Origin of the sequence: Pseudomonas sp. G34 (genome assembly GCF_031119625.1) — a bacterium.
In the GTDB taxonomy this organism is placed as follows: domain Bacteria; phylum Pseudomonadota; class Gammaproteobacteria; order Pseudomonadales; family Pseudomonadaceae; genus Aquipseudomonas.
Genome location: NZ_JAVHZV010000016.1, coordinates 285930 through 307570, shown reverse-complemented (window position 1 = coordinate 307570; position 21641 = coordinate 285930). Strand labels below are relative to the sequence as shown.

Here is a 21641-nt window from a genome sequence, read left to right as displayed (position 1 = left end):
CCATGCCCGTGATTATTTTCGCGGGCATGGCCCGCTCCCACAGATAATCACCAGCCTCCCTAACGTGGACGAACGGCCGCTCCCGCCATGTTGCAGTCATTGCAGATGCAATTACGGCGAATGATCGTGAACGGATTCTGGGAAGAGAGCGCCTGGACGTCGCGGCTGCCACATCCAGGCGAAGAGAGGCGGCACGGGATGAGCCCGTGCCGCGTGGGCAGGTCAGACGCCGATTTCGCCGCCGTCGTTGCGCTGGATCACCACCGTGGAGGCGCGTGGGCGGACGGTGGTGCCGGCTGGCGTTTCTTCGGTGGCAACGTCGCTATAGGGCCAGTTGCCCGGGTGCTGGATGTTGACGAACATCGACTTGTTGTCTGGCGTGAAGGCGATGCCGGTCACTTCACAGCCGTTGGGGCCGACGAAGAAGCGGCGCAGGTCAACCTGGTTCTGCGCGTTGACCGGTACCTGCTGGCCATTGCTGTCGACCAGGTTGCTGGGGATCACCGCCAGCATCTGGTCGTTGGTGTAGCTGGTCACGCTGGATTCGCCGTTGTCGGTCTGGATCCACAGCACCCCACGGCTGTCGAAGCTCATGCCGTCCGGGCTGGCGAACTGGTTGAGTTCGGTCAGGCCGGAGCGGTTGATGTCCGGGGTTCCCGAGGCATTGGCGCCGAACACGAAGATGTCCCAGGTGAAGCTCAGCTGATCGTCGCTGTCGTGCCAACGGATCACGTGGCCGTGGCGGTTCGGGCCACGTGGGTTGGCGGCGTCGACTTGCGCGGCGGTGCGCGCGCTGTTGTTGGTCAGGGTCAGGTAGACATCGCCATTGAGCGGGTTGACCGCGGTCCACTCCGGTCGATCCATCGGCGTTGCACCGACGGCATCGGCCGCGCCGCGGGTGTTGAGGATGATCCCCGGCAGATCGGTGAACTTGGCGCCCAGGGTGCTGCCGTCGGTGGTCGGGGTGGTCGCCACCAGCGGGATCCAGGCACCGCTGCCGTCGGCATCGAAACGGGCCACGTACAGGGTACCGTTGTCCATGTACTTGGCGCCGGTGGCCAGGCGGTCGCTGGGGTTGGCGTCGGCGGCCTCCCACAGGGCGTTGGACACGTACTTGTACAGGTACTCGTTGTTCGAGTCGTCGCCGCTGTAGAACACCACCGGCTTGCCGACCACCGGCAGTGCCGGCCAGCAGCCCTCATGGCGGAAGCGGCCCAGGGCGGTACGCTTGACCGCGCGGGTGCTGGCATCGAAGGGATCGATCTCGACGATGTAGCCGTAGGTGCTGGCTTCGTTGCGGTAGTCATCGGTGGCCGACGCACCGCTTGGGGTGATGTTGAAGCGGGTGAATTCGTCGTTCTGTTCCGAGGCGTCCCCGGCGGCGGTTTCCCAGCCATAGCGGCCGGTGCTGGTAGCGATACCGATACGCGACTGATCGGCAGGGCGGGTGCCGGTATTGATGAAGATCGACGGCCAGTTCTCTTCGCAGGTCAGGTAGGTGCCCCAGGGGGTGTAACCGTTGCCACAGTTGTTGTTGGTGCCGCGGGTCTGGGTGCCGGTCGGCGAGAACTTGGTCTTCAGGTGGTCGGTGCCGCTCAGCGGGCCGGAAATGTCCATCACGCTGGCGGTGGTGAAGCGGCGGTTCAGTGGGTCGTTATCGACCACCTGCCAACGCCCGTTGACCTTGCTGATGCGGATGACACCCGCGCCATGGGCGTTGATTTCCTTGCGCACTTCCTCGGCCGGGCGGCGGCCGTTGACGGTGGTCGGGCCATTGGGGTGCAGGGCGTCTTCGTCGATGTATTCGTAGTTGACCGCCAGCAGGCCATCTTCGGAACTGTCGTTGATGGGGAAGAAGTGCATGCCGTCGTGGTGCATGCCGGCCGAGTTTTCCTGGTCGGTGGCAGTGTTGCTGCCATCGTTCTTCCAAGGCGCGGCCAGAGAATTCAGCGGCGTGCCCCAGGGCGCCAGCACGTAGGCGCTGTAACCGGCCGCCACCACGCAGGCATCGGTGCGCGAGCCGGCGATGGACTGGAAGCCGAGGGCCAGTTTCGGCTCGGCCGGTGGCTCGCTGGGGGAGCTGTCGTTGCTGGAGCCGCCGCTGTCGAAACAGCCGGTGAGGCCGGTGCCGGCGATCATCGCGATCGCCGCGCCAAGGCCGCCACGCATCACGCTGCGGCGGCTCAGGTAGGCATCCAGAACCGAGGCCATGGGCAGGTTGCCACTGGTATTGCGATCCAGGTTATCGCCGGTATCTCGACTCATCAGGTCATGTCCTTTTTCTGTTGAAGCGGCTTGAGGAAACCGGGACTTTAGAGACCGTGTGTGATGATTTTTTGGCAGTTGTGTTAATGGCTATTGAAAGCTTTGTGACGCTAGCTTTCTGATTTATTTGATTTTTTCAAAATACAGTGGTGGTGGGGCTGTCGAATAACCGCCATTAAACTGTCACATTAGCTGCCCAGTATCCCGCCCCGACAATGCATAAAGATGAGGCGAGCGGGGCGATGACAGACATCGGCAGACGGGAAGTGATGAGCTGGATGGGCATCGGGGCGATGGCGCCGCTGCTCAGCGCATGCTCGGGCTTCGCGACACCGCGGCCGGACGGGCAGGCGGAGCTGGATCTGCTGTATGTCGCCGATACCCTGGATGCCCGCCAGCCGGGTCAGCCGGTGGTGCCGGCCACCCGGCTGGGGCCGGTTTCCCACCTCGGCCGCGCGCCCTGGCTCAGTGGCAGCCATGCCCACCAGGCGCGCAGCGAACTCAATCCGCTGCTCGATGCGCGCCTGGCCGAGGGCGTCAGCACCGGTGGTTACGCCGTGCTGGGCGCGCTGCTGGAAGAGCTGCGCCAGCGCCAGGGTGCCGAGCGCTGCCTGACCCTGGAGAACGGCCAGGGCTGGAATGGCAGCGGGCTGGCCTACCTGACCCAGGGCGAGAGTGGCGCCCAGGGTAGCCAGCTGCTGGGCAGCGAGGTGCGGGTCTGCAGCGATGAGCGGGTGTTGTGGCCGCAGCGCTGCGCCGGCCTCTATCGCCAGTTTGCCCAGCCGGTGCTGGGTGCCGGGCTTGCCGAGGAGCAGGCGCAGGCGCTGGGCGTGCAACCCTTCACGCTGATCCGCCGCGCCGGCCTGCGGATCGCCGTGGTCGGCATTACCGACCCTTATGCCGGCGACCAGAAGGCGTCCCTGAAACAGTGGTACCAATCGCTGTTGCCGGCCTTCAAGCAGGCGCGTGGCCAGGCCGATCTGGTCATCGCCCTGGCCGACGTGGGCACCGGGCCCGGCCTGTGGCTGGCCGAGCGGCTGAGCGACGCCGATCTGCTGCTGTGTGCCCGTGGGCAGGATTTCTGGCCGACGCCGATCGAGGTGCTGCAGAGCAGCGGCAGGCGCGTGCCGGTGGTGCTCGGTGGCTGCCGGGCCAGCGGTGCCTTTCATATCGGCTGCCAACGCCAGGCGGGGCAGTGGACCTTCGTCGCGCGCTTTCACCCCGCCTTCGAGCAGCTGCTTTCCCCGGCAGGCCAGGCCCATGCAGCGAACCTGCGCAGCCAGCTGCAGGGCCAGCGCGCGCCCCACGCCGCCTGGCTCGACCAACCGCTGGCCAGGGCGCCGCAGGCGCTGTGGCGGCGTGACACCCGCGGTGGCAGCTGGGATCGCCTGCTCCATCAGGCACTCTCCGATGACGGCCAGATGCAGGTGTTGCTGCCTGGCCTGCGTTACGACAGCCCGGTAGCCGCCGGCCAGGCGATTACCCGCGAACAGCTGATCAGCCTCACCGGCGGCTACCCGGCCGCGGTGGTCGAGGCGCCAGTAAAACCGCTCGAAAGCGTGCTGGAAAACGCCGCCGAGCAACTGTTCGGCGACCCCCTGCTGCTCGACAACAGCCAGGATCTGCCGCGCTGGCAGGGGCAGGCCTGGCAGGTCAGCTACAGCCCGAGCGGCAAGCGGGTTTCCGGCCTGGCGCCCCTCGACGGCCTGTGTCGCAGCGTTTCCCTGAGCGCCGACGCCGGCGCCGGCGAGCCGCTCTGGCAGCGTGTGGAAACCTGGTTGAGCAGGCAGCCAGCCGACTGGCAATTGCCAGCTTTGCAGCTGCCCAGCGTGCGCTATGTGCAGGGCCATCCTGGCTGGCACCCCAGAGGCGTCAGTTGATCAGCGCGCAGCGTTTGTGGCGCGGCCTGTGGCTGACCCTCGGTGCATGGCTGGCAGCGCAGTGCGTGCTGCAGCTCAGTCGTGAGCCGCAACCGGCCCGTGCCGCCGCCGTCGAGGTGGCCGCGCCGCCGGGCCTGTTGGTGGGCCACTGGCAGCTGCAGGCCGACGGCGGCGACTTGCCGTTGACCCGCTTGCCGATCCAGTACCTGGGTGGGCTGCGCGCCCAACCGCTGAGCGCCACGGTGGTGGTGCTGCGCTACGGCCAGCAGGTGCGTAGCTACCAGCTCGGGCAACGCCTCGCGCCCGGCATCGTGCTGCAGTACATCGACGAAGCGGGGCTGATTTTCGATAACCAGGGGCGGCGCGAGCGCCTGCCCTGGCCGCCACGGCCAGCCGTGACCGGCTTCAAGCGGCAAGGATAAGAGATGATCGTTCGCTACTGCCTGGCCGCGCTGCTGGCCCTGGGTGCCACCCCGATTCTGGCCGAGGAGGTGCTGGACCTGCCGGTCGCCGAGTCGCCGCTGTACGAGGTGAATTTCGTCGACACCGAGCTCAGCGAGTTCATCGACAGCGTGTCGCAGATCACCGGCATCACCTTCATCGTCGACCCGCGGGTCAAGGGCAAGGTCACCGTGCGCACCGTCGAGCGCCATGACAGCGAAGCGATCTACGACATCTTCCTGGCGCAACTGCGTGCCCAGGGCTTCGCCGCGGTCAACCTGCCCAACGGCAGCGTGAAGATTCTGCCTGACCAGGCCGCACGCCTGGAGCCGGTGCCCGTGGACCCCAGCGGCGGGCAGCCGGCCGCCGGCGACGGCATCGCCACCCGGGTATTCAGCGTGCGCAACGCCGCCAGCGAGCAGCTGCTCGGCATCATCAAGCCGCTGATCGATCCGCGGGTCGGGGTCATCACCCCGTATCCTGCCGCCAACCTGCTGGTGGTCACCGACTGGCGCAGCAACCTGGCGCGTATCGACCGCCTGCTCGCCGAACTCGATCAGGTCAGCGACGAGCCGCTGCAGGTGATGCCCCTGCAGCACGCCAGCGCCGCCGACACCAGCGCGCTGATCACCCGCCTGTTGGCCAACGACAAGGGCGCCGACAGCGCCCAGGTGATCGCCGACCCGCGCAGCAACGCCCTGCTGGTGCGCGGCAGTGCCGACAGCCGTGAGCGGGTGCGCGCCCTGCTCAAGCAACTGGATCGCCCGGGCGGCGAGCTGCGCGCCTCCAACACCCAGGTGATCTACCTGCGCCATGCCAACGCCAGTGAAGTGGTCAAGGTGCTGCGCGGTCTCAGCCAGGAGGCGCCCCAGGCGCCCGGCGAAGGCGCCGAGGGCGCCCAGGTCGCGCGCCTGCCGATCAGCGATTCGGGGGTGCGCCTGGAGTACGAGGAGGGCACCAACGCGGTGGTGATGGTCGGCCCGGACAGCGAGCTGGCGGCCTACCGCTCGATCGTCGAGCAACTGGACATCCGCCGCGCCCAGGTGGTGGTCGAGGCGATCATCGCCGAGGTTTCCGATTCCCGCGCCGAGGAGCTGGGCGTGCAGTGGCTGTTCGCCGACGAGAAACTCGGCGCCGGGGTGGTCAACTTCAGCGCCGGTGGCGCCAATATCGCCAGCATCGCAGGTGCCGCGGCCAGTGGTGACAACGCCGCCCTCGGCGAGCTGCTGTCGGGCGTCAACGGTGCGACCGCCGGCATCGGTAATTTCGGTGGTGGCTTCAATTTCGCCGTGCTGCTCAATGCACTGAAGAGCAAGAGCGGCTTCAACCTGCTGTCCACCCCGACCCTGCTGACCCTGGACAACGCCGAGGCGTCGATCCTGGTAGGCCAGGAAGTGCCCTTCGTCACCGGCTCGGTGACCCAGAACAACAGCAACCCGTACCAGACCATCGAGCGCCGCGAGGTCGGCGTGAAGCTGCGCATCAAGCCGCAGATCAATATCGACAACAGCGTGCGCCTGGACATCGTCCAGGAAGTGTCGTCGATCGCCGACTTCGCCTCGGCCAGCGACGTGATCACCAACAAGCGCGAGATCAAGACCAAGGTGATGGTCGAGGACAACGGCCTGATCATTCTCGGCGGGCTGATCAGCGATGAAACCAGCAATACCGATCAGAAGGTGCCGCTGCTCGGCGACATTCCCGGCCTCGGCCGGCTGTTCCGCTCCACCGGCAAGAGCGGCGTGAAGCAGAACCTGATGGTGTTCATCCGCCCGCGCATCCTGCGCGACGGGCCGAGCATCGCCAGCTTCAGTGCCGAGAAATACCAGAACCTGCAGCGCGAGACGGCGCTCAAGTTGCCGGCGCTGGACGGCGATGCCGGGCTGCAGCAGCTATTCCCGGCCAGCCGTGCGCGCCTCGATGGGGGCGCCTGGTAATGAGCCTGCTGCCCTATCGCCTGGCCCGGCAAGCCGGCCTGGCCTGGGTGCCCGGCGAGGGCAGCTGGGGCCTGTGGCTGTGCGAGGACGCCGACACCGACCAGTTGCAGGAACTGTTGCGCGTCGCGGGCGCGCCGGGTGCGGTATGCCACTTGTCGCGGGCCGAGTTCGAACAACGCCTGGGCCAGCTGTACCAGGCTGGCGAGGGGGCCAATGCGGCGCTGATCGAGGGCATCGGCGAGCAGGTCGATCTCGACAGTTTGATGAACGACATGCCGCGCATCGAGGACCTGCTGGAGAGCGATGACGAGGCGCCGGTGATCCGCCTGATCAACGGCCTGTTCGCCCAGGCCCTGCAGTTGCAGGCCTCGGATATCCATATCGAGACCTTCGAGCAGAGCCTGGTGGTGCGCCTGCGCATCGACGGCCACCTGCGCGAAGTGCTGCGCCCGCCACGGGCACTGTCGGCGATGCTGGTGTCGCGGATCAAGGTCATGGCGCGCCTGGACATCGCCGAAAAGCGCCAGCCCCAGGATGGCCGTATCACCCTGCGGGCCGCTGGTCGCGAGGTCGACGTGCGGGTTTCCACCCTGCCGGGCATCCATGGCGAGCGGGTGGTGATGCGCGTGCTGGACAAGCAGGCCAGCCTGCTGGCGCTGCCCAACCTGGGCATGCCGCCCGCGGTGGAGCAGGGCCTGCGCGCCTGCCTGGGCCGCCCCAACGGTATCGTGCTGAGCACCGGGCCGACCGGCTCGGGCAAGACCACCACCCTGTACGCCAGCCTCAACAGCCTGAATGACGGCAGCCGCAACATCCTCACCGTCGAAGATCCGGTGGAATACGCCATCACCGGCATCGGCCAGACCGCCATCAACCCGCGGGCCGGGCTGACCTTCGCCAGTGGCCTGCGGGCGATCCTGCGCCAGGATCCGGACGTGATCATGCTCGGCGAAATCCGCGACCGGGAGACCGCGCAGATCGCCGTGCAGGCCAGCCTTACCGGGCACCTGGTGCTGTCGACGCTGCACACCAACAGCGCCGTGGGCGCGGTGACCCGCCTGCGCGACATGGGCATCGAACCCTTCCTGATCGCCTCGTGCCTGCGTGGCGTGCTCGCCCAGCGCCTGGTGCGCCGCCTGTGCAGTTGTGCCGAGCGGCGCCCGTTGCAGGCCGCCGAGCGGCAGCTGCTGCCGGAGCTGGCCGGGCTCGATCACAGCTTTCATCCGCTCGGCTGCGAGCTGTGCCAGGGCAGCGGCTATCAAGGCCGCCTGGGGCTGTACGAATTCATCGAGCTGGATGACGGGCTGATCGCCCTGCTGTACAGCGGCGCCAGCGAGGTGAGCATGCACGCCTACCTGGAAGACCGTCGGCAGAGCCTGGCGGCCATGGCCTGCGATTGCCTGGGCCGCGGCGACACCAGCCTCGCCGAAGTGCTGCGCGCGGTGCAGGGCTGAGCATGCCGACCTATCGCTATCAGGCCGTCGACCTGGCCGGCAAGGCGCACAAGGCCAGCCTGCAGGCGGACAGCGAGCGCCACGCCCGGCAGTTGCTGCGCGAAAACGGGCTGTTCGCCCGTGAGCTGCACCGTCACGACCCGCAAAGCCGCCAACCGCGCCGCCAGCGGGTCAGCCGCGCGCAGTTGTGCGAGTTGACCCGGCAACTGGCGACCCTCACCGGCGCCGGCATTCCGCTGGTCGACGCCCTGGGCACCCTGGAGCGGCAACTGGTGCAGCCAGCCCTGCGCAGCTTGCTGGTGGCGGTGCGCGGCTCGCTGGCCGAGGGCGTTGGCCTGGCCCGCAGCCTGGCCCGCCAGGGCGGGGTGTTCTCGACCCTGTACTGCGCGCTGGTCGAGGCCGGTGAGCGCTCCGGTCGCCTGGCCCAGGTGCTCGAACGCCTGGCCGAGCACCTCGAACAGGTGCAGCGCCAGCAGCACAAGGCGCGCACCGCGCTGATCTATCCGGCGGTATTGATGGGCGTCTCCCTGGCCGTGGTGATCGGCCTGATGACCTTCGTGGTGCCCAAGCTCACCGAGCAGTTCGCCCATGCCGGGCAGAGCCTGCCATGGATTACCACCTTGCTGATCGGCATCAGCAACACCCTGGTGCTGCTCGGTCCCTGGCTGCTGGGGGCGGTACTGCTGGCGGCGTTGCTCGGCAAGTTGCTGCTGCGCAAACCGCACTGGTGCCTGCGCCGCGACGATCTGCTGCTGCGCCTGCCCCAGGTCGGCGTGCTCCTGCAGGTGCTGGAGAGCGCACGACTGTCACGCAGCCTGGCGATCCTGGTCGGCAGCGGCGTGCCGTTGCTCGAGGCCCTGCAGGTGGCCACCGCCACGGTCAACAACCGGCGCATCCGCCTGGCCCTGGAACGGGTCAGCAGCGAGGTGAAAGGCGGCGTCAGCCTGCATCGGGCGCTGGAGGCCAGCGGCCACTTCCCGCCGTTGCTGCTGAACATGGTCGCCAGTGGCGAAGCCAGCGGCACCCTGCCGGACATGCTCGAACGCGTGGCGGACAACCAGGAGCGTGGCTTCGCCCGCCAGGTGGACACCGCCATGGCGTTGTTCGAACCCTTGATGATTCTGGTGATGGGCGGCGTGGTGCTGTTCATCGTAATGGCCGTGCTGCTGCCGATCATGCAGCTCAATCAGGGCCTGACACTGTAAGGAGGAGCGCCATCATGCGCAGCAATCGTTTCACCCAACGGGGCTTCACCCTGATGGAAATCATGGTGGTGATCTTCATCATGGGCCTGCTGATCGCCGTGGTCGCACCCAGCGTGCTGGGCAGCCAGGACAAGGCCATGAAGCAGAAGGTGATGGCCGACCTGTCGACCTTCGAGCAGGCCCTGGACATGTACCGCCTCGACAACCTGCGCTTCCCCAGCAACGAGCAGGGGCTGTCGGCACTGGTGGCCAAACCGACCGTCGAGCCGCTGCCGCGAGCCTGGCGCGCCGACGGCTATATCCGCCGCCTGCCCGATGACCCCTGGGGCAAGCCGTATCAGTACCGCAGCCCCGGCCAGCATGGGCGGGTCGATATCTATTCGTTGGGCGCCGATGGCCTCGAAGGCGGCGAGGGCATCGATGCCGACCTGGGCAACTGGGAGCTTTGAGCGGCCGCTTATGACCCTTTGCCGGAACGCGATGGCAATCAACCAACGTAGGGTGGACGACGCTTCATCCGTCCACCGTTGCAGCGGCGCGATGGTGGATGAAAAGCGCGTCATCCACCCTAGGTCTGCGCAGCGCGGGTTCAGTCTGCTGGAGTTGCTGGTCGTGCTGTTTATCGCCGGCCTGCTGACCAGCCTCAGCGTGGCCTGGCTCGACAGCGGCCAGGCGCCGGCGCGGCAGGCCCTGGAACGCCTCGCTGCGGCCAGCCGCGCCCAGGCTGCAGAGGCGCTGCACGCCGGGCAGATTCATGGCCTGCGCTGGAACGGCCGGCGCCCGGAGTTCGTGCGCCAGGTTCGCGATCAGCAGGGGCTGCGCTGGCAGGTCGAGGCGGTCGCGCTGGGCGAATGGCCGGCGCTGCTGAGGCCTGACTGGCCGGCTGCCGGCGAGCCGCGCCTGGTGTTCACGCCAAACGGTGTCGGGCGTGCGCAGGCATTGCGCTGGCACTGGCCCGAGGGCGGTGAGCAATGGCAGTGGGACAGCGCCGGGCGCTTGCAGCGGACGTCGCTGCGATGAAGCGCCAGCGTGGGTTCACCCTGCTCGAAGTGATGGTCGCCCTGGGTATCGCCGCCACGCTGGCGGTCATGACCAGCCAGGTGCTGCGCCAGCGCCTGGCCGTGCAGCAGAGCGTTCAGCAGCATCAGCTCGGAGCGCTGTGTGCCCGTGAGCTGGAAGCACGTTTTGCGGTCGAGCAACTGTGGCCGGCGCAGAACAGCCTCACCGGGGTGCTCGTCCAGGGCCCTGGCAGCTGCCACTGGCAACTGCAGATGCAGGGCACCGGGGTACGCAACCTGCGGCGTGCCGAGCTGAGCCTGTTCGCTGATGGCGAGCGCCGTGAGTCGCTGGGGCTGTATCAGCTGTTTCTGGTGCGCCCGTGAGCGCCAGGCAGGGCGGTTTGACCCTGATCGAGCTGCTGGTCGCCCTGGCGCTGACGGCCTTGCTCGGTGTGCTGTTGGCCGCCCTGGTCAACGGCTGGATCAATGTGCGCGAGCGCCTGTCCCAGGGCTCGCCAGGTATGCCGGTACTGGATTTCTGCCTGGCCCTGGAGCGGCGCTTCGACACCACCGTGCTGCGCCAGCTGCATGAGCGCCGCTTGCCGCTGGCGTTGAACTGGCTGGATTGGCAGCCAAACGAGCTGCAACTGCAATGGGTGGCGCTCGGCGCCTGGCCGAGCGCCGAGGGCGGCGCCCGCCTGCAGCGCCAGCGCCTGGCTTACGACCGGCGCAGCCAACGTCTGCTGCTGCACACCGCCAGTGATCTGTACGCCACCGGCGCACCGCTGTGGACCCTGCGCGAGCAGCTGGACGGGGTGCAGTCGGTGAGTTTCAGTTTTCGCCAGGACAGCCGCTGGCTGGCCTGGCCATCGACGGACAGGCTGCGCCCGGACCGGGGCGTGCGCCTGACGTTTCAGCGTGATGGAGCGCCCTATGTCTGTACCTTCGCCCTGCCGTGGGGCCGTTCATGAAACTTGAGCGTTGGCGTCGCCGCGCGGCACGGCCGTGGTTGTTGCTGCGCCCGGGGGCCCATGCCGAGGCCTGGCAGTGGGCGCGGGTCGAGCAGGGCCGCGTACAGGCCTCAGGCTCGGGAGAGCCGCCGGCGATGCCGGGCGCACGGGTGGCGCTGGTGCTGCCGGGCGAGCGCTGCAGCCACTTCCAGGTAGCTGCGCCGCCGGGGCTCAAGCGTCACGAGTGGCCGTTGTTGCTCGAGGATCGCCTGCTGCAGAGCGCCGAGGAGCTGGCCTGCGGCTGCCTGGCCCGAGAGCCCGGCAGTATGCGCCTGGTTTGCGTCGAGCAGGCGCTGCTCGACGGTTGGCTGGCGCGATGCGCCGAGTGGCAGCTGGATGTGCAGCGCTGCTGGGCGCAGTTCCAGCTGTTGCCGGTGCCGGCTCCCGGCGCCGCCTGGTGCTGGCGCCAGGAGGGCGGGGCGAGTCTGTTCGTCGGTAGCAGCGCCGAGGCACGCCAGCACTGGCTGGCATGGCCGGTCGAGCTGCAGGCGGTAGCGCCTGCCGGTATCTGGGGCGAGCTCGAGATACACCGGCTCGAGGGCGCCTGGCCCGAGCCGCTCGCCGCGCTGGATGGCCTGCCCAGCCTGTTCGAACGGCGCCGGGCGCAGCGCCAGGCCCGCCTGCCCGGCCCTGGCCTGTGGCGTCTGCCGGCTGCCTGCCTGGCCTTGGCGGTGCTCTGGGCGGGCCTGTGGGCCAGCCAGCAATGGCGGCAGCAGGGCGTGTATCAGGCACAGGTGGAGGCCGTGGTCGGCCCGGTCACTTCATTGCGCGAAGCCGCGCAGCGGGTGAAACAGCAGCGGCTGGGCGCGGATGAGCGGCAGCTGCGCCTGCGACAATTGCAACACCTGCAGACCGAACTCGATGGCTGGTTGCGCGCCAACGCCGGCTGGCAACTGAGCGCTGCGCAGTTCGATGGGCAGCGCTGGAGCCTGCGCCTGCAGGGGCACGAGGCCGTCGACGATTCAACCTGGCAGGCGATGGCCAGCGCTATCGGCGTCGCGGTGCAGGTGACCCAGGCCAGCGACGAACTCAATCTGACTTTCGATCTGGGAGGCGCATCATGAGCCTGAATCTTCAGCACCGCGGCGTACGCCTGCTGGCGGTGGCGATCATCGCCGTGCTGCTGGCGCTGCTGGCCTGGCGTGAAGGCCAGCAGCGCTGGCAGGCCTTTGGCCAATGGCAGGCGCTGGCAGGTTCGAGCCTGGCCCTGGGCGCCGACAGGACGCTGAGCGCCGATGACCTGCAGCAGGCCGCCAAGGCCCGCAACATCAGCATCGAAGCCCTGGAACCGGACACCGGGCAATGGCTGGTACGCGGTCGGTTGCAGGACGAACGGGTGTTGCAGGACTGGCTCCTGCAGCTGGAGCGGGAGGGCGCGCAGCTGTTGCGCTGGAGCCTGCGCCGTGAAGAGTCGGCGCTGCACTTCGAACTGGCGCTGCAGCGATGAGTCGGCGCGCCTGGCTGTGGGCGCTGCTGGTATTTGCCATCACCCTGCTGGTCGAGCTGCCCGCCCGCTGGCTGTTGGCGCCGCTGCCGATACCGCTGGCAGGTATCAGCGGCAGTATCTGGCAGGGCCAGGCCGAGCGCCTCGGTGATCTCGGCCCGCTGCGTTGGGCGTGGCAACCCTGGCGGGCGACGGCCCAGGCCAGTGCCGGTTATCAGGGGCAGCGCTGGCAGTTGCAGGTGTCCGGCTGGCCCTGGCGTTGGCATGCGGCGCTGCAGCCGGCCAGTGATGCGCACACCCTGGCGACCGATTATCGCCTGGCGGGGCAGTGGCAGGGCATGATCGAGCTGACCGGCAGCGGCTCACGCTGCCTGTCGGCGAAGGGCAATTTACAGGTTGATGGGCTGGCGCTGCAGGCGCCCTGGCAACTGGAGTTGGGCCAGGCCCGTGTGGCGCTCGATTGCACGGCGGGCTGGAAACTGGCAGGGCAGTTGAGTTTGCCCGGTCAGCATCATGCCGACCTGGCGGCCGACCTGCTGGCCAGGCAGGCCAGGTTGACGGGGCGCGTCGAGCCTGGCGCGGCGCTGCAACCGCTGCTGGTCAGCGCGCAATGGCTGGCACCGGGCGGCACCCAGGTGGCGCGTACTATCCGTTGGTAATCACCCCAGCTCAATAGCCTGTTAGGGGCGGATCTCGATCAGCGTGCCGTCTTTAACCAACGCCCAGACCTCGCGCATGTCGGCGTTCTTCATGGCGATGCAGCCCTCGGTCCAGTCCAGGGTATGGAAGAACCACTCGGGGTATTCGTCGTCCAGCGGCGTGCCGTGGATCATGATCATGCTGCCCGGTTTCACGCCGGCGGCCTTGGCCTGTGCCTGGTCACGGGCGTTGGGGTAGGAGATGTGCATGGACAGGTTGTACTTCTCGCTCTTGCGCCGCCAGTCGATCCAGTAGAAACCTTCCGGCGTGCGCAGGTCGCCCTCGCGCAGCTTGGCGCCGAGCGGCTGCTTGCCCAGGGAGATGCGATACGACTTGAGCGTCTTGCCCTGGCTGATCAGTTGCAGCCGGCGCTGGGATTTCTCCACCAATACCTTGTCGACGGTCGCCACGGGAGCGACGGGCGCAGTGGCGGCATGCCCGGCCAGGGCCAATGAGAAGAGCGTGAAGGCGAGCAACCAGCGCATGGGGATTTTCGACTGAGCAGATGGCCGGCGGGCGGCGGAGGCTCATTCTAAGGCAGGCGTATATAAGCGCCTAGGGGCAGGCGACCTGTGCATCGAATTGCCTGGGTAGCCTGGCGTAGCGCGCAGCGAAACCCAATCCCGGGTATCGCTGCGTTCAACGTCAGGCTACGGCGTACCTATCAGGAAAGCGACGGCAGTTCGTTGGGGCGCAGGTCGAACACCAGCACTTCGGCCTGCTGGCCATGGCTCAGGTGCAGCTCGCGCACGTCGCGCAGGCGCACACCATCACCGGCCTGCAACTGCTCGCCGTTGAGCTGAACGCTGCCGCGGGCCACATGAACGTAGGCGTAGCGGTTGTCGTCCAGTTGCAGATGAGCCTGCTCGTCAGCGTCGAACAGCCCGGCGTACACCCGCGCATTCTGCCGTACGCTCAGCGAGCCATCGGCGCCATCCGGCGAGATGATCAGCTGCAGGCGGCCGCGTTTCTGCGCTTCGCTGAAGTGCTCCTGCTGGTAGCGTGGCTCGGCCTGGCGCTCGCTCGGCACGATCCAGATCTGCAGGAAGTGCACCGGCTCGCTGGGCGAGTGGTTGAATTCGCTGTGCGACACACCGGTACCGGCGCTCATCAGCTGCACGTCGCCGGGGCGGATCACCGAGCCGGTGCCCAGGCTGTCCTTGTGCTCCAGGGCGCCTTGCAGCACGTAGGAGAAGATCTCCATGTTGCGGTGCGGGTGCTCGCCGAAGCCCTGGCCGGCGCTGACGGTGTCGTCATTGATCACCAGCAGGTCGGAGAAGCCACGCTCCTTCGGGTTGTTGTAGCTGGCGAACGAGAAGGTGTGGAAGGAGTTGAGCCAGCCATGGTTGGCATGGCCACGGTCGGTCGCTTTACGGATAGCCAGCATGATGAATCCTCCGGTTGATGAGTGCGGCCTTGGTCGGCGGCATGGAGGTGATCTTACTTGCTGTCGGGAGATTGATTAACCGGCTGTAAATGGACTTATTGTCCTATTGAGGTTGACGGTTTCAGGCGCTCAGGTGCTCGATCTGCTGCTTGATGAAATCCGAGAACACCTGCACTGCGCGGACGGATTGTCGGTGCTGTGGATACACCGCATACACCGCCGCCGAGGCCGGCCAGTGCTGATCGAGGATCGGCAGCAGTGCGCCGCTGTCCAGGGCCTGGCCGACGATGAAGGTGGGCAGGTAGGCGATGCCCATGCCGGCGACGGCCGCATCGCGGATCAGCTCGCCGTTGTTGGCGCGCAACTGGCCGCGCATGCTCAGGCTCCTGGGTTTGCCGGCCTCGCGCAGGCGCCATTCCACGTGGCGGCTGTGGCCGTAGAGCAGGCAGGCATGCTGCTGCAGTTCGTCGAGGTTGGCCGGCGTGCCGTGTTCCTCGAGGTAAGCGGGGCTGGCGCAGAGGATGGTCTGCATGTCGGTCAGGCGCTTGGCGATCAGGCTGGAGTCTTCCAGGGTGCCGATGCGGATCGACATGTCGTAGCCATCGGCGAGCAGGTCGACGGCGCGGTCGTTGAGGTCGATCTCCAGGTTGATGTGCGGGTGTTGCTGCATGAACAGCGGCAGCACCTGGCTCAGGTGCAGGGTGGCGAAGGTCATCGGCGCGCTGACCCGCAGGGTGCCGCGCAGGGAAGCGCCCTGGGCCGAGACCAGCTCCTGGGCATCGCGCAGGTCGGCGAGGATGGTGGTGGCCTTGTCGTACAGCAGCAAGCCCAGTTCGGTGGCCTGCAGGCGGCGCGTGGTACGGTTGAGCAGGCGCACGCCAAGCAGCGCTTCCAGGGCGGCGACGCGGCGGCTGACGTACTGTTTGGTCACCCCGAGGGTGTCGGCGGCAGCGGTGAAGCTGCCCGCGTCCAGGGTGGTGACGAACAGGCGCAGGTCTTCGACGTTCATGGGCTTCTCATCGGTTGGCCTGCGATTATTACCGGGTGCGTGGGCTTCGCGCCATCGGCTATCCTCGGCGTCTGCCTCAACTGCCCAGGACGCCTCGATGTTCACCAGCAAGTTGCCCGCTGTCGGCACCACCATCTTCACCACCATGTCCCAGTTGGCGGCCCAGACCGGCGCCATCAACCTGTCCCAGGGCTTCCCAGATTTCGATGGCCCAGAGGCGCTGCGCGAGGCGCTGGCCCGGCATGTGGCGGCGGGGCACAACCAGTACGCGCCGATGACCGGCCTGCCGGCGCTGCGTGAGCAGATCGCCGTGAAGATCGAGGGGCTGTACGGTCGCAAGGTCAGTGCGGACAGCGAAGTGACCGTCACGCCGGGCGCCACCCAGGCGATCTTCTGCGCGATCCAGGCGCTGATTCATCCGGGCGACGAGGCGATCGTCTTCGACCCCTGTTACGACAGCTACGACCCCAGCGTGACCCTGGCCGGCGGGCGTTGCATCCATGTGCCGCTGGCCGAGGGTAGTTTCGCCATCGACTGGCAACGCCTGGAAGCGGCGCTGAGCCCGCGCACCCGGTTGATCGTGCTCAACACACCGCACAACCCCAGCGGCGCGCTGATCGGCCGCGCCGAGCTGGACCGCCTGGCCGCGCTGATCCGCGACCGTGACATCCATATCCTCAGCGATGAAGTCTACGAGCACCTGGTGTTCGACGGCCGCCAGCACGCCAGCGTCCTGGCCCATGACGAGCTGTATGCACGGGCTTTGGTGGTCAGCTCGTTCGGCAAGACCTACCACGTCACCGGCTGGAAGACCGGTTATGTGGTGGCGCCGCCGGCGCTGAGTGCCGAGCTGCGCAAGGTGCACCAGTACGTCAGTTTCTGTGGCGTCACGCCGCTGCAATACGCATTGGCCGACTTCATGGCCACCTGCCCGGAACATGTGGCCGAGCTGCCGGCGTTCTACCAGGCCAAGCGCGACCTGTTTTGCGACCTGCTGGCCGGTTCGCGTTTCACCTTCACGCGCACGCCGGGCACCTATTTCCAGCTGGCCGATTATTCGGCGATCCGCCCGGAGCTGGACGACGTGGCCATGGCCCAATGGCTGACCCGCGAGCATGGCGTGGCGGCGATTCCGGTGTCGGTATTCAGCGAGCGGCCGGACCCGGCACAGCGGCTGGTGCGCTTCTGCTTCGCCAAGCGCGAGGACACCCTGCGCCAGGCCGCGGAAAAACTCAGCGCCATCTAGCGCCTTGTAGGGTGGACAACCGCGAAGCGTTGTCTACCGCTTGGCATGCGATATCACGGAGGGCTATCCATGAGCAAACAAGACCACCTCGAACTGGCGCTGATCCAGAGTGACCTCGCCTGGCACGACCCGGCGGCCAATCGCGGCCACTTCGAGACGCAGCTGCAGCAGGCCGCGGGCGCCGATCTGGTGATCCTGCCGGAGATGTTCAGCACCGGCTTTTCCATGCAGTCGGCCGAGCTGGCCGAACCGGAAAACGGCCCCACCAGCCAGTGGCTCAGGGAGCAGGCGCAGCGCTTGAATGCGGTGATCACTGGCAGCCTGATCATCCAGGCCGCCGATGGCAGCTACCGCAATCGCCTGCTGTGGGCGCGGCCGGACGGTTCGCTGGCCCATTACGACAAGCGCCACCTGTTTCGCATGGCCGGCGAACACCAGCACTATGCCGCCGGCGAGCGCCAGGCGGTGTTCGAGGTCAAGGGTTGGCGGGTGCGCCCGCTGATCTGCTACGACCTGCGCTTCCCGGTATGGAGCCGCGATGCCAAGGGCACCGACCTGCTGCTCTACACCGCCAACTGGCCAGCAGCGCGACGCCTGCACTGGAACCGCCTGCTACCGGCGCGCGCCATCGAAAACCTCTGCTACGTGGCAGCAGTCAATCGCATCGGCGTGGACGGCAAGGGCCACCCCTACAGCGGCGATTCCCAGGTGCTGGATTTCCAGGGCGACAGCCTGCTCGATGCCGGAGGCAAGGCCGGCGTGTTCCATCAGCGCCTCGACGGCGCGGCCCTGGCCGCCTACCGCGAGCGCTTCCCGGCGCATCAGGATGCCGATCCGTTCGAGTTTCGCTGAGCCAGAAACGCCACCGGCCCGGCTCGCAAGGGCGAGACCGGGCCGGTGTGCGATCAGCTGCTCGCGTTACGCCGCGCTCTGATCCTTGGCCAGGGAGGCCATGTCGATCACGAAGCGGTACTTCACGTCACTCTTGAGCATGCGTTCAAAGGCTTCGTTGATGTTCTGGATGTCGATCATTTCGATGTCCGAGACGATGTTGTGTTCGGCGCAGAAGTCGAGCATTTCCTGGGTTTCGGCGATGCCGCCGATCAGCGAGCCGGCCAGGCGGCGGCGCTTGAGGATCAGGCTGAACACTTCCGGCGACGGGTGTGGCGAGTCCGGTGCGCCGACCAGGGTCATGGTGGCGTCGCGCTTGAGCAGGCCGAGGAAGGCATCCAGGTTGTGCGGCGCCGCGACGGTGTTGAGGATGAAGTCGAAGCTGTTGGCGTGGGCGGCCATCTCGTCGGCGTTCTTCGACACCACCACTTCGGCGGCGCCCAGGCGCAGGGCGTCTTCACGCTTGTTCGGCGAGGTGGTGAACAGCACCACATGGGCGCCCATGGCCGCGGCGATCTTCACGGCCATGTGGCCAAGGCCACCGAGGCCGACCACGCCGACCTTGTCGCCTTTTTTGACGTTCCACTGGCGCAGCGGCGAGTAGGTGGTGATGCCGGCGCAGAGCAGCGGCGCAACGGCGGCCAAGTTCTCGGTGTGGCGGATGCGCAGCACGAATTTCTGGTCGACGACGATGTTGTCCGAGTAACCACCGTAGGTGTTCTCCCCACCGAACATCGGGCCGTTGTAGGTACCGGTGAAGCCGGCTTCGCAATATTGCTCCAGGCCTTCCGAGCACGACGGGCAGCTCTGGCAGCTGTCGACCATGCAGCCAACGCCGGCCAGATCGCCGACCTTGAAGTTCGTGACGTTGCTGCCCACGGCCGTCACCTTGCCGACGATTTCGTGGCCGGGTACCGAGGGGTACAGGGTGTTCTTCCACTCGTTGCGCGCGGTGTGCAGGTCGGAGTGGCAAACGCCGCAGTAGAGGATGTCGATCTGCACGTCGTTGGCGCCGACGGCGCGGCGCTGGAAGCGGTAGGGCGCGAGAGGTTTGCTGGAGTCCTGGGCGGCGTAGCCGAGAATGGTGGTCATGGGCAATTCCTGTCGTCTGTCAATCAGCGGCTTGTGGCCGCGTGGGTGGGTAAGCGTAGTGCAGCCCTGTGTCGGGTCGATTGCACAATCCTGTCGCTGTCTGTCCTGATCCTGCGTTTTTAGGAGGTGCAGGCAGGTGGATGGTTCCCGTGCCCTGCCTGCGGGCTGGTTCTAATTCGCCTGCCCACGCTCTGCCCGGGTCTAGCACCAGGCGTGATGACGGCGTGGTTAACGCCGCGCAGAGGGATCGGCTAGCGACTGTTGAGGCGCGCGCGCAGCAGCGGGGTGAGTTCGTCGAACAGCGCCTGTACCGAGCGTAGTGCCAGGCAGTCGGGGCGGGTCAGCAGCCACAGGTGGGTGTCACAATCAACCAGGGCCTCGCTCAGGCGCTCCACGCCATCCAGGCTGCGGGCCATGAAGTCGGGCAGGGCGGCGATGCCCAGGCCGGCCTGCACCAGGGTGGCGACCGCCGACATGCTGCTGCAGCGGTAGCGTGGCACCAGGCTGGGGTGCACCTGATGGCGCCAGGCCACGGTGATGTGGTCGGGCATCGAGTCGTCCGGGGCGATCCACGGCACCGAGGTGGGGGCCTGCACAAAGGCGTCGCGGTGTTCCGGGCGGCCGTAGATGTAATAGGCGGTATGGCCGAGTTGACGGCCAACCAGGTGTTCGGGCGGCGCGTTGGACAGGCGCAGGGCGATGTCCGCGTCGCGGCGGCTGAGGTTGGCGAAGGTGTTGGTGGTGGCCAGCTCCAGCGACAGCGCCGGGTAGCGCGGCATCAATTCGGCCAGGCTCGGCAGCAGCAGGTTCTGCAGTACCGCATCGGTGCAGGTCAGGCGCACGGTGCCACTGATGACTTTCTCGCCCTGCTGCAGGGCGATGCGCGCGGCATCCAGCGCCTGTTCGGCGCGCTCGGCCTGCTCGGCCAGGGCCTGGGCGCTCTGGTTCGGCATGTAGCCGCGGCGGCTCTTCTCGAACAAGGCGATGCCAAGGTTGGCCTCCAGCTTGCGGATGGCCCGGAACACCGTCGACACATCCACCTGCAATTGCTCGGCGGCCCGTGCCAGAGAACGGCCGCGCACCAGGGCGAGCACCAGGGCAAGGTCGACATGGCTGATCTGGTATTGCGTAGATGCAATCATAAATTGCTCTGTTGCCAGTATCGGTTGCGTGTGCGCCCACTTATACTCAAGGCGTTGCCTAGAATCAAATCCGCTAGCGGATACCCAGAATAATGAGGCGCCAAGGCTCGTGAGATGTCTTCCGCGGGCGCGCCGATGCGAAAGGATGTATTTCCCATGACTTCGGTTACCCCCCGTGTCGTTCAGCTCAACGAAGCGAACACCTTCCTCAAGGATCACCCCGAGATCCAGTACGTCGACCTGCTGATCACCGACATGAACGGTATCGTGCGTGGCAAGCGTGTCGAGCGCGCCAGCCTGCACAAGGTCTACGAAAAAGGCATCAACCTGCCGGCTTCGCTGTTCGCCCTGGACATCAACGGCTCCACAGTGGAAAGCACCGGCCTGGGTCTGGATATCGGCGACTCCGACCGGATCTGCTACCCGATCCCCGACACCCTGTGCAAGGAGCCGTGGCAGAAGCGCCCCACCGCGCAACTGCTGATGACCATGCACGAGCTGGACGGCCGCCCGTTCTTCGCCGACCCCCGTGAAGTGCTGCGCCAGGTGGTGGAGAAGTTCGACGAGTTGGGCCTGACCATTTGCGCCGCGTTCGAGCTGGAGTTCTACCTGATCGACCAGGAGAACGTGAACGGCCGTCCGCAGCCGCCGCGCTCGCCGATTTCCGGCAAGCGCCCGATCTCCACCCAGGTCTACCTGATCGACGATCTCGACGAGTATGTCGACTGCCTGCAGGACATGCTCGAAGCCGCCAAGGAGCAGGACCTGCCGGCCGACGCCATCGTCAAGGAAAGTGCCCCGGCGCAGTTCGAGGTCAACCTGCATCACGTCGAAGACGCCATCAAGGCCTGCGACTATGCGGTATTGCTCAAGCGCCTGATCAAGAACATCGCCTACGACCACGAGATGGATTCCACCTTCATGGCCAAGCCCTACCCGGGCCAGGCCGGTAACGGTCTGCATGTGCACATCTCGCTGCTCGACAAGAAAACCGGGCAGAACATCTTCGCCACCGACGACCCGGAACAGCACGCACCGCTGCGCCATGCCATCGCCGGGATCCTCGACACCATGCCGGCGTCGATGGCCTTCCTGTGCCCGAACGTCAACTCCTACCGCCGTTTCGGTGCGCAGTTCTATGTGCCGAACGCGCCAAGCTGGGGCCTGGACAACCGCACCGTGGCGGTGCGCGTGCCGACCGGCAGCAGCGATGCGATCCGCATCGAACACCGGGTGGCCGGCGCCGACGCCAACCCGTACCTGATGATGGCCTCGATCCTCGCTGGTATTCACCACGGCCTGACCAACAAGCTGGAGCCGGGCGCGCCCATCGAGGGCAACTCCTACGAGCAGCTCGAGCAGAGCCTGCCGAACAACCTGCGTGACGCCCTGCGTCAGCTGGACGAAAGCGAAGTGATGAACAAGTACATTCGCCCCGAATACATCGACATTTTCGTCGCCTGTAAGGAAGCGGAAATGCACGAGTTCGAGACCACCATTTCCGACCTCGAATACAACTGGTATCTGCATACCGTCTAAGG

At 66.8% G+C, this 21641-nt stretch carries 21 protein-coding genes; 15 read left to right on the top strand and 6 right to left on the bottom strand.

Going from position 1 to position 21641, the window contains the following annotated elements:
- Nucleotides 1–222: 222 nt before the first annotated feature.
- Nucleotides 223–2265, bottom strand: a complete 2043-nt coding sequence (locus QYS36_RS11485) for a PhoX family phosphatase (protein ID WP_308839595.1) — start codon at nt 2263–2265, stop codon at nt 223–225.
- 242 nt (nt 2266–2507) lie between these two features.
- On the opposite strand from QYS36_RS11485, the gene QYS36_RS11480 reads away from it, so the two are divergent.
- The 12 genes from QYS36_RS11480 to QYS36_RS11425 all read left to right on the top strand — a co-directional run bounded on the left by QYS36_RS11480 (nt 2508) and on the right by QYS36_RS11425 (nt 13293).
- The gene (locus QYS36_RS11480) at nt 2508–4145 is read left to right on the top strand and encodes a lipoprotein UxpA (protein ID WP_308839594.1); all 1638 of its coding nucleotides are present in this window, start codon (nt 2508–2510) and stop codon (nt 4143–4145) included.
- Complete coding sequence (locus tag QYS36_RS11475) at nt 4142–4567, top strand: pilus assembly protein PilZ (RefSeq protein WP_308839593.1); 426 nt, start codon at nt 4142–4144, stop codon at nt 4565–4567. The genes QYS36_RS11480 and QYS36_RS11475 overlap by 4 nt, the downstream gene beginning before the upstream one ends.
- Nucleotides 4568–4570: 3 nt before the next feature.
- On the top strand, nt 4571–6523 hold the full coding sequence (gene gspD / locus QYS36_RS11470) for a type II secretion system secretin GspD (RefSeq protein WP_308839592.1): 1953 nt from the start codon (nt 4571–4573) through the stop codon (nt 6521–6523).
- A 5-nt stretch (nt 6524–6528) separates the two neighbouring features.
- Nucleotides 6529–7977, top strand: coding sequence for an ATPase, T2SS/T4P/T4SS family (locus QYS36_RS11465; RefSeq protein WP_308839608.1), 1449 nt, complete (start codon nt 6529–6531; stop codon nt 7975–7977).
- Between the two features lie 2 nt (nt 7978–7979).
- Complete coding sequence (gspF, locus tag QYS36_RS11460) at nt 7980–9182, top strand: type II secretion system inner membrane protein GspF (RefSeq protein ID WP_308839591.1); 1203 nt, start codon at nt 7980–7982, stop codon at nt 9180–9182.
- A gap of 14 nt (nt 9183–9196) precedes the next feature.
- Nucleotides 9197–9631 (top strand): type II secretion system major pseudopilin GspG, encoded by a 435-nt coding sequence (gspG, locus tag QYS36_RS11455; protein WP_308839590.1) that lies wholly within the window; start codon nt 9197–9199, stop codon nt 9629–9631.
- Nucleotides 9632–9722: 91 nt separating this feature from the next.
- Nucleotides 9723–10202 (top strand): type II secretion system minor pseudopilin GspH, encoded by a 480-nt coding sequence (gene gspH, locus QYS36_RS11450; RefSeq protein WP_308839607.1) that lies wholly within the window; start codon nt 9723–9725, stop codon nt 10200–10202.
- A complete protein-coding gene (locus tag QYS36_RS11445) occupies nt 10199–10564 on the top strand; it encodes a type II secretion system protein (protein WP_308839589.1) in 366 nt (121 codons plus the stop codon). The genes gspH and QYS36_RS11445 overlap by 4 nt, the downstream gene beginning before the upstream one ends.
- Entirely contained in the window at nt 10561–11151 is a 591-nt protein-coding gene (locus QYS36_RS11440; RefSeq protein ID WP_308839588.1) for a prepilin-type N-terminal cleavage/methylation domain-containing protein, read from the top strand. Before QYS36_RS11445 ends, QYS36_RS11440 begins: the two co-directional genes overlap by 4 nt.
- Complete coding sequence (locus tag QYS36_RS11435) at nt 11148–12254, top strand: GspL/Epsl periplasmic domain-containing protein (RefSeq protein WP_308839587.1); 1107 nt, start codon at nt 11148–11150, stop codon at nt 12252–12254. Before QYS36_RS11440 ends, QYS36_RS11435 begins: the two co-directional genes overlap by 4 nt.
- Nucleotides 12251–12637, top strand: coding sequence for a type II secretion system protein GspM (gene gspM / locus QYS36_RS11430; protein WP_308839586.1), 387 nt, complete (start codon nt 12251–12253; stop codon nt 12635–12637). The genes QYS36_RS11435 and gspM overlap by 4 nt, the downstream gene beginning before the upstream one ends.
- The gene (locus QYS36_RS11425; protein WP_308839585.1) at nt 12634–13293 is read left to right on the top strand and encodes a hypothetical protein; all 660 of its coding nucleotides are present in this window, start codon (nt 12634–12636) and stop codon (nt 13291–13293) included. Before gspM ends, QYS36_RS11425 begins: the two co-directional genes overlap by 4 nt.
- Before the next feature lie 21 nt (nt 13294–13314).
- Here the strand turns inward: QYS36_RS11425 and QYS36_RS11420 are convergent, their stop codons facing one another.
- The 3 genes from QYS36_RS11420 to QYS36_RS11410 form a co-directional block, all read right to left on the bottom strand.
- Nucleotides 13315–13818 (bottom strand): L,D-transpeptidase family protein, encoded by a 504-nt coding sequence (locus tag QYS36_RS11420; protein WP_308839584.1) that lies wholly within the window; start codon nt 13816–13818, stop codon nt 13315–13317.
- A gap of 179 nt (nt 13819–13997) precedes the next feature.
- Nucleotides 13998–14720, bottom strand: coding sequence for a pirin family protein (locus QYS36_RS11415; RefSeq protein ID WP_308839583.1), 723 nt, complete (start codon nt 14718–14720; stop codon nt 13998–14000).
- A gap of 121 nt (nt 14721–14841) precedes the next feature.
- Nucleotides 14842–15729 carry a LysR family transcriptional regulator gene (locus QYS36_RS11410; RefSeq protein ID WP_308839582.1) on the bottom strand — a complete coding sequence of 296 codons (888 nt, stop codon included), beginning with the start codon at nt 15727–15729 and terminating at the stop codon, nt 14842–14844.
- Nucleotides 15730–15826: 97 nt separating this feature from the next.
- Between QYS36_RS11410 and QYS36_RS11405 the strand changes: the two genes are divergently transcribed.
- Entirely contained in the window at nt 15827–16975 is a 1149-nt protein-coding gene (locus QYS36_RS11405) for a pyridoxal phosphate-dependent aminotransferase (protein WP_308839581.1), read from the top strand.
- A gap of 69 nt (nt 16976–17044) precedes the next feature.
- Complete coding sequence (locus QYS36_RS11400; RefSeq protein ID WP_308839580.1) at nt 17045–17827, top strand: amidohydrolase; 783 nt, start codon at nt 17045–17047, stop codon at nt 17825–17827.
- Nucleotides 17828–17893: 66 nt separating this feature from the next.
- On the opposite strand, the gene QYS36_RS11395 is transcribed toward QYS36_RS11400, so the two are convergent.
- Together QYS36_RS11395 and QYS36_RS11390 are read right to left on the bottom strand one after the other, a co-directional pair.
- Nucleotides 17894–18958, bottom strand: coding sequence for an NAD(P)-dependent alcohol dehydrogenase (locus QYS36_RS11395; protein ID WP_308839579.1), 1065 nt, complete (start codon nt 18956–18958; stop codon nt 17894–17896).
- A 251-nt stretch (nt 18959–19209) separates the two neighbouring features.
- Nucleotides 19210–20100 carry a LysR family transcriptional regulator gene (locus QYS36_RS11390; protein WP_308839578.1) on the bottom strand — a complete coding sequence of 297 codons (891 nt, stop codon included), beginning with the start codon at nt 20098–20100 and terminating at the stop codon, nt 19210–19212.
- A 156-nt stretch (nt 20101–20256) separates the two neighbouring features.
- Here QYS36_RS11390 and QYS36_RS11385 point away from each other — a divergent pair, with 156 nt between their 5' ends.
- A complete protein-coding gene (locus QYS36_RS11385; RefSeq protein ID WP_308839577.1) occupies nt 20257–21639 on the top strand; it encodes a glutamine synthetase family protein in 1383 nt (460 codons plus the stop codon).
- Nucleotides 21640–21641 lie beyond the last annotated feature (2 nt).